The sequence below is a fragment of the Mesorhizobium sp. M1329 genome, assembly GCF_040318035.1.
In the GTDB taxonomy this organism is placed as follows: Bacteria; Pseudomonadota; Alphaproteobacteria; order Rhizobiales; family Rhizobiaceae; genus Mesorhizobium.
Genome location: NZ_JAMYLN010000036.1, coordinates 22,027 through 36,040, shown reverse-complemented (window position 1 = coordinate 36,040; position 14,014 = coordinate 22,027). Strand labels below are relative to the sequence as shown.

Here is a 14,014-nt window from a genome sequence, read left to right as displayed (position 1 = left end):
TCCTGTCCTTCACTTCGCTCTCGTCTCCTTGAGCAGGGCCGACATGTCGGCGCCGGTGATGATGCTTTCCACGGTCAGCAGATCGGTATCGGCGACCGTCTGCTCGGCGACGATCTCGCCGCGGCGCATAACGATGATGCGGTCGGCGACCTGGAATACGTGATGGATGTTGTGGGTGATCAAAAGCACCGAGTGACCGGCATCGCGCACCTCCTTGACGAAGCGCAGCACGCCGTGCGTTTCCTCGACGCCGAGATTGTTGGTCGGCTCGTCGAGGATTATGACCTTGGCGGCAAATTGCATGGCGCGCGAAATCGCGATCGACTGGCGTTCGCCGCCCGACAGCGTGCTGACCAGCGCATCGGCGTCGAGCTTCTTCGAGATGCCGACGCGCTTCAAAAGTGCCGAGGCAGCATCGCGCAATTGGGCGAGATCGAGCGGCGCGAACACGCCAAGCCATTTGAGGTTGACCGGCTCGCGGCCGAGGAAAAGATTGCGCGCGATGCTGAGGTCCGGTGCCAGCGAGGTATCCTGGTGGATGGTCTCGATGCCGAGATCCATCGCATCTCGCGTCGAGCGGATGGAGACCTTCTGGCCGCGCACATAGATGTCGCCGCGATCGACGGGAAAGACCCCGGAGATCGCTTTGATCAATGTCGATTTGCCGGCGCCGTTGTCGCCGAGCAAGGCCACCACTTCGCCCTCGTTGAGCGTGAAGGAGGCGCTCTTCAGGGCGCGGACGCTGCCGAAGGACTTTTGCAGGTTCTGCAGCCGAAGCACTTCCATGGTCAGCTCCTGGCGGCGTTCTTCTGCAGCAAAGCGTGCAGGATGAGCATGGCAAGTATGATGACGCCGACGAAGATGTTGTAGGCGAGCCCGGGCACGCCGATCAGCACGATGCCGTTGCGGATGCTGCGCAGCATCAGCGCACCGACGATGGTGCCCAAAATGGTGCCTCGCCCACCGGTCAGCGCGGTGCCGCCGACCACCACCATGGCGATCACTTCGAGCTCGTAGCCGGTGCCGGCCACCGGCGAGGCAGCAGAGATGCGGAAGGCGCTGATCATGCCGGCGAGACCGGCCAGCACCGAGGTCAGGATGAACAGCCAGATCTTGACCACATCGGCCGGCACACCGCGCGCCACGGCAGCGTTACGGTTCGAGCCGATAGCGCTGATCCAGTTGCCGAGCTTGGCGTAGCGCAGCACATAGATCGCCAATAGCGAAAGGCCGATGAACCACCACAGCGAGGTATAGAAACGGAACGTTCCGATATTGAAGCTGCCGGCCAGCAGCGTCACGAAGAAGCCTGGCTGGTCCCAGGATTTCAGCGGAAACCCTTGGGTGATGTAAAGCGCTGCCCCACGCACCACCAGCAGCATCGACAGCGTCACCAGGAAAGACGAGATGCCGATCTTGGTGACGATCAGCCCGTTGATCGCACCGATCGCTATGCAGAGCAGCAGGCCGGCCAGCAACGCCACGCCAATATCAACCCCGCCGTTCTGCACCAGCAGCATGACCACGACCGGCGCCAGCCCGAATACGGCACCGACCGAAAGGTCGAACTCGCCCGCCGTCAAAAGCAGTGTCATGCCGAGCGCGATGATGCCGAGCTCGGGCAGGAACGCCATCATGTTGGAGATGTTGAGCGGCGACAGGAAATTCGCGTCGGCGATCGCGAACACCGCAAGCAGGACGATCAGGATGACGAGCGAAGAGAACTGCGGCGAGCGCATCAGGCTCGACCTGCGTTTGGCACGAGGCAATTCCTCTTCTGCGGCAATAGTCATGACTGCTTGGACCATATCTCAGGGTGACGCCCGCCGCCTGCGCGGCGAGCGTCAGTTCCAATCACTTGTTGTAGAGTTTCAGGATCGGTTCGACGCTCGAGGCGTCGTAGAGGCTGAACGTGTGGATGTCGTAGCCGATCGGTTCGCCAGCGGCGGCCAACCCGAGCAGCGCCACCGGCATGAAGCCCTGCGCTGACGGGAACTGCCAGGCAGCCGCGTTGATGAACCCAGACTTCACTGACTCGGCCGTTTCCTTCGAATTGCCCCAGCCGACGACCGGGATCTTGCCGGCCGGCACGCCGGCGCCGTCGAACACCCGTTTGACGCTGGCCGCAACGGAATCGCCGAGCGCGATGATCGCCGGCGGGTTGTTGGCCACCATGTAGTCGGTCATCTTGGCGATGATGCCGGCCGGATCGGTGCCGCAATCGACCACGTCATATTTGATGCCGAGCGGATCGAAGACGCTGGCAATGCCTTCGGTCTCGAGCTGCTGGTAGCTGGCGCCCGGCACTTCGACCGGCAGGAACACCTTGTCGCCCTGCTTCACCATCTTGTGGTCGACCAGATATTTCGCCCAGATGACACCGGCTTCCTTGAGATCGGCGCCGACATAGGCTTGCCGGCCGGTTGCCGGATCGTCGGTATTGAAGAACACGATCGGGATGCCGGCCGCCTTCGCTGCCTTGACCTCCTCGGTCCACAGGCCGGGCTGCGCCGAGGTGGTGGCAATGCCGTCCGGCTTAGCGGCAAGTGCCGAGTTGAAGGCCTCCTTCTGCGCCGCCATGTCGCCACCGCTGAACGAGATCTTGCAGGTCACCTTGAGCTGGTCGCAGGCCTTGGTCGCGCCGGCATTCCAGTCGATCCAGAAGGCATCCGACGGGCCGCCATGCGACAACAGGTAGAACGTCTTCTGAGCGTCCTGCGCCAGCGCCGGCGTACCCAGCGCCACACCGGCGAGAACGGTCGCCGCGGCCGCGATTTTCAACGCGAATTTCAACATTTCTCTTCCTCCCTTGTTTCGTAGCCGAACCGCGCCATCACAGTCCGTTGGCGCGGAATTTCCCATCGAGGAATTTCTTGGCACGCGGCACGTCGTCTTCCGAAAGATGCTCGATGATGACCGGGATGTTCGGGTGCTTTTCGGCCAGCCGCTTGAGATAGAGGTCGTAATTCAGCGAACCGAGGCCGGGCGCCGGCAGCTCGATCTCGCCGACGCCGCGGAAAGTGTGGCTCTCCAGCGCGTCCTCGTCACCGATGTCGGCGTGCTTCTCCGACTTGTCGCCGCCGGAACGCTTGACGTCCTTGGCGTGGGCTATCTTGATCTTGTCCGTCAGCGTGTCGAACACCTGGTTCAGGATCTGGTCCATCCTGTCGATGTTGTGAGTTTCGAAATAGTTGGTCGGGTCCATCAACAGGCCGAGGCCCGGGTGGTCGACCTGCGCGAACATCCTCACCGTCTCTTCGACCGAGCCGACGACATTGTTGACATAGGTTTCGAGCAGGAAGACCGCGCCGTGGTCATAGGCGGTCTGGGCAAGGTCGGCGATGACCTTGCGGCATTCCTCGAAACCTTCCTCGGTCTTGTTCTTCGGGTGATGCACCCAGTCGGACTCGGTGTTGTAGGTACCGGTTTCCGAGATCACGTAAGGGGTGCCGAAATGGCGTGCGTTGCGGATGATCTCCTTCAGATAGCCGACGCGCCTCTCGCGCTCGCCCAGGTCCGGATGGATGATGTTGGTGTAGCCCGATACGCAGCAGATCGGCAGATTGTGGTCGCGGAACGTATCGCGGACGGTCTTGGCCTTGTCCCTGGTGATCTGCCCGGCGGACAGTTCGATGTCCCTGAAATGCAGGTCAAGCTGCACGGTGTTGAAATCGAGCGCACGGATCTTCTGCGCGGTTTCCTTGAGGCCATACGGGAAATAACCCGTGAAAATACCTGCCTGCATCATGATGTGAAGTCCTCCCTGTAAGTGATTCAGTCAGTTGATATTTCGGAAAGTTTGACTGTCCGGCCCTTGTCGATCGAGCGGTAGCCCGCTTCAACCAGCGCCATGGTCTTGACGTTGTCGGCGACGGACAGCGCCGGCGGCTCGCCCGTCTTGACCGCGTGCTGGAGCTGCTCCATGACGCCGATGAAAGCATGCGGGAACCACATCGTGTCCCAGCTTGGCGTCACCCATTCACCGCCGGTGGTCTCGGTCGACGCATAGGTCAGCGTCGAGGCAGCGCCAGTCGGCCAGCCGATGGTGCCCTTGGCGACGCCCTTGGTGCCGTCTACGCGCCAGTTGATGTGCTGGTCGTCCTTGTAGCCCTCCTGGCGCGGACCGGACCAGACATCCTCCAGCGATACGGCGAGCACGCCGGACGGGAACTTGATCGTCGACACGGTGATGCCGTCCGAATGGTCGAAGCGGGTGCGCGGGTCCTTGCGGGTCAGGGTGGTGATCTCCAGGGGATCGCCGAACAGGAAGCGCAGTACGTCGAGATGGTGGACGCTCATATTGGCGAGCGTCAGCCGGTCATAGTCCTCAAGGAAGCTCTGCCAGTGCGGGATCGCATGCATGTCGATCTGGGCGAAGACGACGTCGCCGAGCGCGCCGCTGTCGATGATCTGCTTCAAGACGCGCATCGACTGGTCGTAGCGCATGTTCTGGTTGACCGAGAGGATCTTGCCTGCGTTGGCCGCCTCGTCGCGAAGCTTGACGGCTTCATCGAGGGACAGCGCCAATGGCTTCTGCGCCAGGATCGCCCTGATATGTGCCTGCTTCAGCGCATGGCGGATCAGCGCCGGCTGCTGGTCGGGCGGAAAGGCAAGATCGATGATCTCGACGTTCTTGTCCTCGATGAGCTGTTCCGGCGTGTCGTGGACGGTCGGGATATCCCAGCGTTTGGCGACCTTCTCGGCGCTGGCCTTGGTCCGCGAGGCAATCGCCACCACCGGGAAACCGGCTTCCTTGTAGGCGGCAAGGTGACATTCGGCCATGATCATGCCAGCGCCGACGCAGCCGATCCTGTATTCCCTGGTGCGGACTTTAACGTCCGGCTCGAAGCCGTTGCCCGCTATTTCTTCGCTTGCCATATGTTCCTCCCGAAGCTCGTTCCTTGCAGCCGCCGTCATCTTGCCAGCGCTCCCCCGCTTTGCCCGAAATAGTGCACCCTGCCCGGCTCGCAGGATATCGCCACCATCGCGTCCGGCCTGATGTCCGGCTGGCCGCGCAACAGCGCCCGCAGACGCGCCTGCCCGGCGGCGAGCGTCACAACGGTGTAGCCGCCGAGCGGCTCGACCTCGAACACTCGCGCCGGGCGGCCCGCGCCCCCCTCCGCCCAGGCCCTAACCTTGATGTCTTCCGGCCTGAGTCCAATTTCCACGGCATCGGCCGGGGCGCCGGTATCCGCGATGCGGATCGTGCCTTCCGCCGCCTCCACGCCTTCAGCGCCGTGCACCGATTTCAATATATTCATCATCGGCGAGCCGAGCAGCCGCGCTACATAGGTGCTGGCCGGCCGGTCATAGATCTCGGCAGGCGCGCCGATCTGCCTGATCTTGCCGCTCTCCAGTATGGCCATGCGGTCGGCGACCGACATCGCCTCTTCCTGGTCGTGCGTGACATAGATCAGCGTCTTGCCGAGCTCGCGCTGGATGCGCTTCAGCTCGACGCGCGTCTCCTCGCGCAGCCTGGCGTCGAGCGCCGAGATTGGATCATCCATAAGATACGCGACGGGATCACGCACCAGCGCACGGGCGATCGCGACACGCTGCCGCTCGCCGCCTGAAAGCTGCGCCGGCGGCTTGTGCAGGATATGGCCGATATGCAGCTTAGCCGCGACATCGGCGACGCGTTTTTCGATCTCGGCTTCGGCGACCCGGCGTTCGACCAGCGGAAAGCGGATGTTGTCGCGCGCGCTCATATGCGGAAACAGCGCCAGGTTCTGGAACACCATGGCGACATTGCGCTCCGCCGGCGACACCGTGTTGACCGGCTTGCCGCCAATCAGGACCTCGCCCATGTCGGGCGTTTCCAGGCCGAGTACCAGGCGTAGTATCGTCGACTTGCCAGACAGCGGCGGCCCGAAGAAGCAGAAGAACTCGTTGTCGTTCACCGCAAACGACGCATCGTCGACGGCCAGCGTGTTGCCGTAGCGCTTTGTGACATTGCGAAAGACGATATCGGCCATCTCAAGCTGCTCTCAACGCAACGCCAGCGGCGGCGTCGAAGACGCGCACCGCCTCCGCCGCAGGCGCGACGACGGCTGTCTGCCCGATCGCCAGCCCGACATCATTGTCGAACACCGCCTTCACCGCAGTCTCGCCCTCGCCAAGATGGATGATGGTGCGCGCGCCGATCCGCTCGACGAAACTCACCGGCATGGAGAGGCCACGGCCGCCTTCAGTCAGCGTCACCTGCTCCGGTCGAAAGCCATAAAACACCTCGCCGCGCATCCGGCGTGCGGCATCGGCGATCTCGACCGGCAGCGGCGGCGTCGCCCCGAGTGGGCCAAGATCGATGACCAGGCCACGGTCGCTTTCCGCCGGCCTGCCCTTGAGCAGGTTCATGCCCGGCGCGCCGATGAAGCGGGCGACGAAGACATTGGCCGGGTTGTTGTAGACTTCCAGTGGCGTGCCGACCTGCTGCAGCACGCCATGGTCCATCACCGCGATGCGATCGGCCATGGTCATCGCTTCGAGCTGATCGTGGGTGACATAGACCATGGTCTGCCGGAACTGCCGCTGCAGCTGCTTCAGTTCGGTCCGCATCACCGCCCGGAAGGCGGCATCGACATTGGAAAGCGGCTCGTCGAGCAGGAAGATCGCCGGCTCCATGATCGCCGAGCGGCCGATCGCCACCCGCTGCAATATGTTGACCGACAGCCTGTCCGCCTTGCGGTCGAGCAGCGGCGTCAGCTGCAGCATCTCGGCAATGGCGCCGACACGGCGGTCGATCTCGGCCTTGGGTGCGCCGCGCATTTTCGGCCCGTAGGCGAGGTTCTGCCGCACGCTCATATGAGTGAAGATCGCATAGTTCTGGAAGACGAAGCCGACGCCGCGCCGCCCCATCGGCACGCCGGCCATGTCGCGCTCGCCAAACAGGATCTTGCCGCTGGTCGGCTCTTCCATGCCGGCGATCATGTTCATCGTCGTCGACTTGCCGCAGCCAGACGGCCCGAGCAGCGCCATGAACTCGCCGTCGGCAATGGCCAGGTCCATCGTCTTCAGCGCGGTGAAGTCGCCGAATTTCTTGACCAGGTTCTGCAGATGGATGGTGCTCATGCCGCCACCTCGCGCACCCGGGCCATGCGTTTCATGGCAAACACCGCGGCAATGGACAGCACGATCAGTATGGCCAGCGCGATTGCCGCCACATAGCCCCAGATCAGGTCCTGAGTGGTGAGCTTGTAGATGTAGACGGAGATGGTTTCGGTAGCGACGCCGGGACCGCCGCCTGTCATGATATAAAGCGTGTCGAAGATCTTGAAGTTCTCGATCACCCTGATAGCCAGCGCGATGATGATGATCGTCTTCATCTTCGGCAGCACGATGGTGACGAAGCGCTGCCACGGGTTGGCGCCGAGCAGCGTCGCCGCCTTGATCTGGTCCTCGGGCACGCCGACCAGGCCGGCAAGCAGGATCAGGAACATCAGCGGTGTCCACTGCCAGATGTCGGCGACCATGACCGCGATGAGCGCCAGCGTCGGGTCCGACAGCCAGGCGATGGTGACGGGAGAGCCTGAGATCGCCGACAGGATGTCGTTGACCGGTCCGCCTGACTGAAACAGCATGAAGAACATATAGCCGGCCACCGCCGGCACCACCATCATCGGCATCAAGAGGATCGAGTAGAATATCCGCTTGCCGGGAAACTCGTCGGCAAACAGTGTCGCGAGCGCGAGGCCGAGCAGGAACTCCGCCGGCACGCAGACGATCATGACGATGGCCGTGCGCTTCAGCGCACTCCAGAAGCGCGCATCGGCGGCAAGGTCGGTGTAGTTGGCGAAACTGTTCCACATCGACCAGGCGTTCCACCAGCCGGTGCCCGACAGCGGCGACCAGTCGGTGAGGCTGATATAGAGCTGCATCAACAACGGGAAGACGGCGATGAACAGCACCAGGATCTGCGCCGGTAGGGTCAGCCGGAAGCCGAGCCGTGCGCCCTCGTCCGGCAACACCGACGTCGCTTTAGAGGCCTGCATGTCGCCCTCCGAAATCGTGGCTGTCACCGCGCTCATTGCTTGAGCGCCCCGAAGGTCAGCCCGCGAACCAGGTGGCGCTGGATGGCGATCCCCATGATGACAGGCGGCACGGCGGCGATCAGGCCGAGCGCTGCCTTGGCGCCGTAAAGCTGTCCGGTCATCGAGGAGGACAGCGAGGCCATGTAGACGGGGACCGTCACCCATTCGCGCGTCGTCAGAAGCAATGCAATCAGATAGTCCGACCAGTTGAGGATGAAGACGAACAGCGCGGCACTGGCCAGCGGCGCGCGCATCATCGGCAGCGTGATGCGGGTAAAGACGCGCCACCGCGAACAGCCCTCGACCAGTGCCGCCTCCTCGATCTCGCGCGGCATGTCGTCGAAGAAGGTCTTCATCAGCCAGAAGGCGAAAGGCAGCGTGACGATGCCATAGATCAGCGACAGCCCCCACCAGCTGTCGGTGAAGTTGAGGAAGGCCCACATGATCATCACCGGGGTCATGACCGCCATCGGCGGAAACAGGCGAAGCTGGATCAGTGCCAGCGGCAGGTTCTGGCCCGAGCCGAAGCGCGACAGCCCATAGGCCGCCGCTGTGCCCGCCGACATGGCGATTGCCGTGCCGAATGTGGCCGACAGCAGCGACGACAGGATCGGCTTCAAAGCTGTGCGGTCGAGCGCGACGATCAGATTGTTGGTCGATTCACCGAAGACGAAGCGGAAATTGCTGAGTGTCGGGTTCTTCGGCCACCATGTCAGGTCGGCGCCGGTCGCCGACCATTCGGCGATCGGCTTGAACGCCATCGACACCATCCACAGGATCGGCACCAGCGTCACCGCCATCGCCGCAAAGATCGCGGCATAGCGGAATATCTCGAAAGGAACTGAACGCTTCATCTTGCGGCTTTGCTGGGTCCTTCGTTGCCGAGGGGAAGGGCGACCGCTCCTCCCCTTCTTGGTAAGATCCTGCAAGGATCAGGCGATCGGGTCGAGGACGGTCGGCCAGGCCTCCTTGTTGGTTTTGATGGCCTCGAGAAGCTTCTCCTCGCCGGTGCGGCGGGCAATCTTCTTCCACTCGGCCTCGGTGTCGGCCATCGCCTGCTCGGCTGTCTTGGCCTTGGTCAGCGCGGCGACGAGGTTCTCGTCCAGCGCATTGTGGAAGGCGGTGGCGCCGGGATAGTTGATGGTGGGCACGGTGCGGGCGACCGTCTCTCGCACCACGTCCATGTGGTAAGCATGATAGGTCTGGCGAACCAGCGGATCCGAGAAATCCGATAGCCGGAACGGATCGAAGTAGCCGCCCGGATTGGCAGTCATCCAGGCGTAGATGCGGCTTGAACCCAGCCACTGCAGGAACAGGTAGCAGGCCTCCGGGTTCTTGGCTTGCGAGGACACCGACGCCGATAAATTGAGCCACAGCACCGACCGGCTGACCAGCTTGCCGTCGATCTCGCGGCCGGGTGGCAGCATCGAGCCGATCTTGCCGGTGACGGCTGAATCCTTGTTGCCGGCATTGTCGAGGAATTTCGGCAAATTGGAGAAGGCGCAGGTCATGGCCGCACCGCCCTTGGCGAAATTGCCGTACTGCTCCGGCCAGCCCCAGGAGATCGCATCCGGCGAATGATGCGAAAGCGACGCAATGTACTCGTTGGTCGCCGCGATACCTTGCTCCGAATTGATCAGCGGCTTGCCGGTATCGTCGAACAAGAACTGATTGGGCGAAGCCATTGAGACATAACGCTGATACCAGTTGGTGTAGCCCCAACCCTGGTTGCGCAGATCGGTCGAGCCGAACAAGCCCTTATCCGGGCGCTGGAAGAAGGCCGCGATCTCGTCATGCTGCTTCCAGGTCTTCGGCGCCGCCAGTTCATAACCGTATTTGTCGGAGAAGGCCTTCTTCTCGTTTGCGTCGCCGAACAGATCGGTACGGTAGACCCAGGTCTGAAAGTCGCCATCCAGCGACACGCCATAGGTCGAGCCGCGATACTGATTGAGCAGCGAGACGCCCTTGGCGCCGTCGACATAGCCGCGCTCGGGATCGTCCCATTCCGGCTTGTATTGCGCGACGAAGTCGTCGAGCTTGAGGATGCCGCCGGTTTCGGCGAGGTCGCCAAGGCGGTTCCATTCGACCGCGTAGATGTCATACGCCCCACCCTTGGTGGAGATGTCCTGCATCGTCTTGGTGAATTCCTGGCCGTTCGGCACACCGACGATCTCTAGCGGAATGCCGGTTTCCTTCTCCCAGAGATCCTTGATCGACGGCGCGCCGGCCGGAAACGGCTGGGTTAGCTGGCCGATCGAGCCGTCGGACAGGCCAAGTACGATCTTGGCCGGCGCCTTGCCGGCGCCCTTCATCGCCTTGGCCGCCTCGATGGCGCGGCCCTCCGGCGTATCGGCGCCATACTGATAGCGCTCCGAGCCGTCGAAGCCCGTTGGGCCACCGATCATGCCGGGCGCCAGGGCATCGGCCGCATAGGCACGGCTCGGGCGAATGAATTTCGGTGCAATACCTGCGGCGGCAACAAGGACTGCCGCCTTTCCACCGGACGCCAGCAAACGGCGCCGCGACACGCGGATCAAATTCGACATTGGAACTCCTCCCTCAGGGCCTTGTTCCTCCACGGCCCTATGATGGATATTGACGGCACTATACGAAGGCTGTCAACATCATAAATAATCAAGATACATCATAACATCTCATGGGAGGGGAGGAATGGCGTTTGTGAAGGCTCTCACACTGAAGCCGGTGCTTGAATTTGAGGGAGCCCGGCTGCCCACCTCCCGGCTTTGGTCCGCTTCGGCATTTTGGTGTAGCGCAGCGGCTTGCGCATCGGCCAAGGCCGGTTACATCATTTCCCATCAGAATCATGGGCGGCGATGAAGCCGCTCTGCGACATCGGACCCATGAAATGCGTAATCTCGATGCGCCGTTGGTGCATTTTGGAATGAGGTGATCGACAGTGCGGTCCACCCTGACAGACATAGCCCGGGAAGCCGGCGTTTCCGCCGCCACGGTCGACCGTGTGCTCAACAACCGCGCCGGGGTCAGGGCGCGCACCCGCGAGGTCGTGCTCGAAACGGCACAGCGGCTTGGCTATATCGCTGAAAATTCGAATAGTCCGAGCTCGCTCAACGCGCTGCGCAGTGAGGTCATAAGGCTCGATTTCGCCCTGCCAGCCGGCACCAATTCCTTCATCAAGATGCTGCACCGCCAGATTGAGGCGCAGGCGCAGGCGCGGCCGGACCTCGACGTCCGCGTCGCTACCATCGAAGGTTTCAATCCGGACCGGCTTGCGCGTCTGCTGCAGGAACTGCACGGGCAGACTCAAGGCGTCGGTGTGATCGCGCTCGACCATCCAACGGTGCGTGAGGCGATCCGCTCGCTTTCGGCCAGCGGCGTCAAGGTCGTCACCATCGCTTCCGACATCCTGCATGTGCCGAGGGTTGCCTATATCGGCATCGACAACCGCGCCGCCGGCCGGCTCGCCGGCTACCTGCTCAACCGCTTCATGGGCGCCGGGCGTCCGGGCAAGGTCGCGCTGTTCGCCGGTTCGCTCTCCTATCGCGGCCACGAAGAGCGCGAGATGGGCTTCCGCCACATACTGACGGAAGAATCGCCCAATCTGCAGATCGTCGAGATGCGCGAAATGCTCGATGACCGCGAAAAAGCCTATTCGGAGGCCTCCGCCCTGCTGGATCGGCACCCGGACCTGGCCGCCATCTACAATGTCGGCGCCGGCAACACCGGCATCGCCCGCGCACTCAAGGAGCGCGGGCGCGCGCTGTCGACGGTCTTTCTCGGCCATGAGGTGACGGAAGGCACCAAGGAGCTTCTGCTCGACGGCACGCTCGACGCGGTCATCGACCAGAACCCGCGCGTCGAAGCCCGCGAGGCACTCAACACCTTGACGCACGCGGTCAGGGGGTTGCCTTACGAACTGCACCAGCCACGGCTGCAGGTGATCTTCAGGGAGAGCATCCCGGAGATCTGAACGGAACCTTTAGGGATGAGAAAGGCCGCGCCGACTGGCGCAGCCCGCTACATCGTCAAGCAACGCTACTGGACGGCGGCGACTTCCGCATAAGCGCCGTCGACAAAGCTCTTGTCGACCCATTTGCCATAGTCGATCGACCCCTTCAGCAGCCCGGCGCCGGCCATGAACTTCTCCTCGCCCTTGAGCGCGGTGATCGCATCGTCGGTGAGCTTCGGGTCCTGGTAGAACAGGCCCTGGCTGTACGTCTTGCGCACGGATTTTTCCGACGACTTGGTTGCCTCGACGAAGGTCTTGATCGTCTCACCGGGGTGGGCGTCGGCCCAGCGCGAAATCTCGATATCGACCTTCAGCAGCCGCTTGATCAGTTCCGGGTATTTCGCCGCGAAGGCGCCGTTAACGGAGATGACGTTCGGCACGTTCCATTCCGGATGGGTGCTGGTGTCGTAGAGAACGCGGGCCTCTCCGGTGTCGACCAGCTTGGCCGCCGTCGAGTCAGTCTCGACGATGGCATCGATGTCACCGCGCAGCAGTGCCGGCCCTGACGCCTCGAAGGGTAGGTTCAGCCCTTCGACGTCGCCCGTCGTCAGGCCGACGCTGTTCAGCGCCTTGCTGAAATTCGAATGCCGTACGGTGCCGGTGAGATATGCGACCTTCTTGCCCCTGAGATCCTGCAATGTCTTTAGTGGCGAGTCGGCCTTGACGATGATGGAGGAGCCGCCAGCCTTCACATAGCTCGATAGGCCGATCAGCTTGACGTCGGCTCCAGAGGCAGCGACGCGCAGCGCTGGATTGTTGCCGGTATAGGCGACCTCGATCGCCCCGGTCGCCAGCGCTGTGGTCGCCTCGGAACCGCCATTGAAGGTCACCAATTCGACCTTGATGCCGTCCTTGGCGAATGCCTTCTCCCACCAGCCGTCCTGCTGGGCGAGGATGAATTTGAGGTGCCCCGGCGCTGTGCTGCCGATGCGGATGACATCGGGCTTGTCTTGCGCGAAGCCAGGGGCGACGAAGCCAATGGCGAGACCGGCGGCCGCGACAAGAACGCTCTTGAGCAGCAAGCGGCGAAAGGCACTGAAAAAGATCTTGGACACCTGGAATTCCTTTCCAATTGGCGTGAATTGGTTGCCTGTTTAAATCGGCGAAGCTTCCGACTGGCCCTTCCAGGCAGTTGCCCAGCGCTCGAACCCGACGAGCAGGTAGTTGACGGCAAGGCCGATGACGGTGAGGGTCAGGATGCCGGCATACATATCGGCCGTTTCCATCATCAGTTGCGAGTTTTGGATGAGGAAGCCGAGGCCGGATTTGGCGGCCAGCATCTCGGCGCCGATCACCGCGAACAACGAGGATTTCACGCCGAGCCGCGCGCCGGCGACGATAGAGGGAATACTGGCCGGCAGGATGATTTTCCGGAACAGGTCGAAGTCGGACGTGCCCATCGAGCGCGCCGCCTTGATCAGCAGCGGATCCACCGACTTAACGCCGCTGATCGTGTTTACGAGGAGGAAAAACACCGAGGAATAGAAGGTGATCGCCACCTTCGATTCCTCACCGATACCGAGCAGAAGGATGAACACTGGCAGCAGCGCGAACTGCGAGGTGTTGCGCAGTGTCTGCACCAAAAGGTCGGAGACCTTCTCGAACAGCGAATAGCGCCCCATCAAAAGCCCGAGCGGGATGGCCACGACCACGCCAAGCGCGAAGCCTATGGCCGCTCGCTGCAGGCTGATGCCGATATGCTCGACCAGCACGCCCGAGGCGAGCAGATCCCACCACGCGACCAGCACCTCGCTCAGCGGCGGGAAGAAGATGCGGTTCAGCCAGCCGAGCCGCGGCGCGATTTCCCAGGCGAGGAAGAATAGACCGAGCAGCGGAAGGCCATAGATGAAGGTGCCGAAGCTTGCTCCTCGCTTGCGCCTGACCGCGGGCGTAGCGCTGCGGGCCTTGAGTGCCGGAACCCTGGCGGCTACCATCGCCTCACCGGCTCCGGCAAACGGATGAAAGCCGCCGGCGGGGCTAACTTTTCGGTCAGATAGGC

The 14,014-nt window shown here is 62.6% G+C and carries 13 protein-coding genes; 1 reads left to right on the top strand and 12 read right to left on the bottom strand.

Annotated features, from left to right (window positions below):
* Positions 1-9: 9 nt before the first annotated feature.
* The 10 genes from NKH21_RS27505 to NKH21_RS27460 form a co-directional block, all read right to left on the bottom strand.
* Positions 10-792 carry an ATP-binding cassette domain-containing protein gene (locus NKH21_RS27505; RefSeq protein ID WP_352668485.1) on the bottom strand — a complete coding sequence of 261 codons (783 nt, stop codon included), beginning with the start codon at positions 790-792 and terminating at the stop codon, positions 10-12.
* Complete coding sequence (locus NKH21_RS27500) at positions 789-1,793, bottom strand: ABC transporter permease (protein WP_352668413.1); 1,005 nt, start codon at positions 1,791-1,793, stop codon at positions 789-791. The genes NKH21_RS27505 and NKH21_RS27500 overlap by 4 nt, the downstream gene beginning before the upstream one ends.
* 61 nt (positions 1,794-1,854) lie before the next feature.
* Positions 1,855-2,796, bottom strand: coding sequence for a sugar ABC transporter substrate-binding protein (locus NKH21_RS27495; RefSeq protein ID WP_023675781.1), 942 nt, complete (start codon positions 2,794-2,796; stop codon positions 1,855-1,857).
* A 37-nt stretch (positions 2,797-2,833) separates the two neighbouring features.
* On the bottom strand, positions 2,834-3,748 hold the full coding sequence (locus tag NKH21_RS27490; protein WP_352668416.1) for a sugar phosphate isomerase/epimerase family protein: 915 nt from the start codon (positions 3,746-3,748) through the stop codon (positions 2,834-2,836).
* Positions 3,749-3,774: 26 nt separating this feature from the next.
* Positions 3,775-4,878, bottom strand: a complete 1,104-nt coding sequence (locus NKH21_RS27485) for a Gfo/Idh/MocA family protein (RefSeq protein WP_352668417.1) — start codon at positions 4,876-4,878, stop codon at positions 3,775-3,777.
* A gap of 35 nt (positions 4,879-4,913) precedes the next feature.
* Positions 4,914-5,975, bottom strand: coding sequence for an ABC transporter ATP-binding protein (locus tag NKH21_RS27480; protein WP_352668418.1), 1,062 nt, complete (start codon positions 5,973-5,975; stop codon positions 4,914-4,916).
* Position 5,976: 1 nt separating this feature from the next.
* Positions 5,977-7,068 (bottom strand): ABC transporter ATP-binding protein, encoded by a 1,092-nt coding sequence (locus tag NKH21_RS27475; protein WP_352668420.1) that lies wholly within the window; start codon positions 7,066-7,068, stop codon positions 5,977-5,979.
* A complete protein-coding gene (locus tag NKH21_RS27470) occupies positions 7,065-8,024 on the bottom strand; it encodes a carbohydrate ABC transporter permease (RefSeq protein WP_352564292.1) in 960 nt (319 codons plus the stop codon). Before NKH21_RS27470 ends, NKH21_RS27475 begins: the two co-directional genes overlap by 4 nt.
* On the bottom strand, positions 8,021-8,881 hold the full coding sequence (locus NKH21_RS27465) for a carbohydrate ABC transporter permease (RefSeq protein ID WP_292661980.1): 861 nt from the start codon (positions 8,879-8,881) through the stop codon (positions 8,021-8,023). The genes NKH21_RS27470 and NKH21_RS27465 overlap by 4 nt, the downstream gene beginning before the upstream one ends.
* A gap of 78 nt (positions 8,882-8,959) precedes the next feature.
* Complete coding sequence (locus NKH21_RS27460; protein ID WP_352564290.1) at positions 8,960-10,573, bottom strand: extracellular solute-binding protein; 1,614 nt, start codon at positions 10,571-10,573, stop codon at positions 8,960-8,962.
* A gap of 371 nt (positions 10,574-10,944) precedes the next feature.
* On the opposite strand from NKH21_RS27460, the gene NKH21_RS27455 reads away from it, so the two are divergent.
* The gene (locus NKH21_RS27455) at positions 10,945-11,976 is read left to right on the top strand and encodes a LacI family DNA-binding transcriptional regulator (protein ID WP_352668423.1); all 1,032 of its coding nucleotides are present in this window, start codon (positions 10,945-10,947) and stop codon (positions 11,974-11,976) included.
* A gap of 65 nt (positions 11,977-12,041) precedes the next feature.
* Here NKH21_RS27455 and NKH21_RS27450 read toward each other — a convergent pair whose 3' ends face one another.
* Together NKH21_RS27450 and NKH21_RS27445 are read right to left on the bottom strand one after the other, a co-directional pair.
* Complete coding sequence (locus tag NKH21_RS27450; protein WP_352668425.1) at positions 12,042-13,070, bottom strand: aliphatic sulfonate ABC transporter substrate-binding protein; 1,029 nt, start codon at positions 13,068-13,070, stop codon at positions 12,042-12,044.
* 39 nt (positions 13,071-13,109) lie between these two features.
* Positions 13,110-13,949, bottom strand: coding sequence for an ABC transporter permease (locus NKH21_RS27445; protein WP_352868837.1), 840 nt, complete (start codon positions 13,947-13,949; stop codon positions 13,110-13,112).
* Positions 13,950-14,014: the final 65 nt, after the last annotated feature.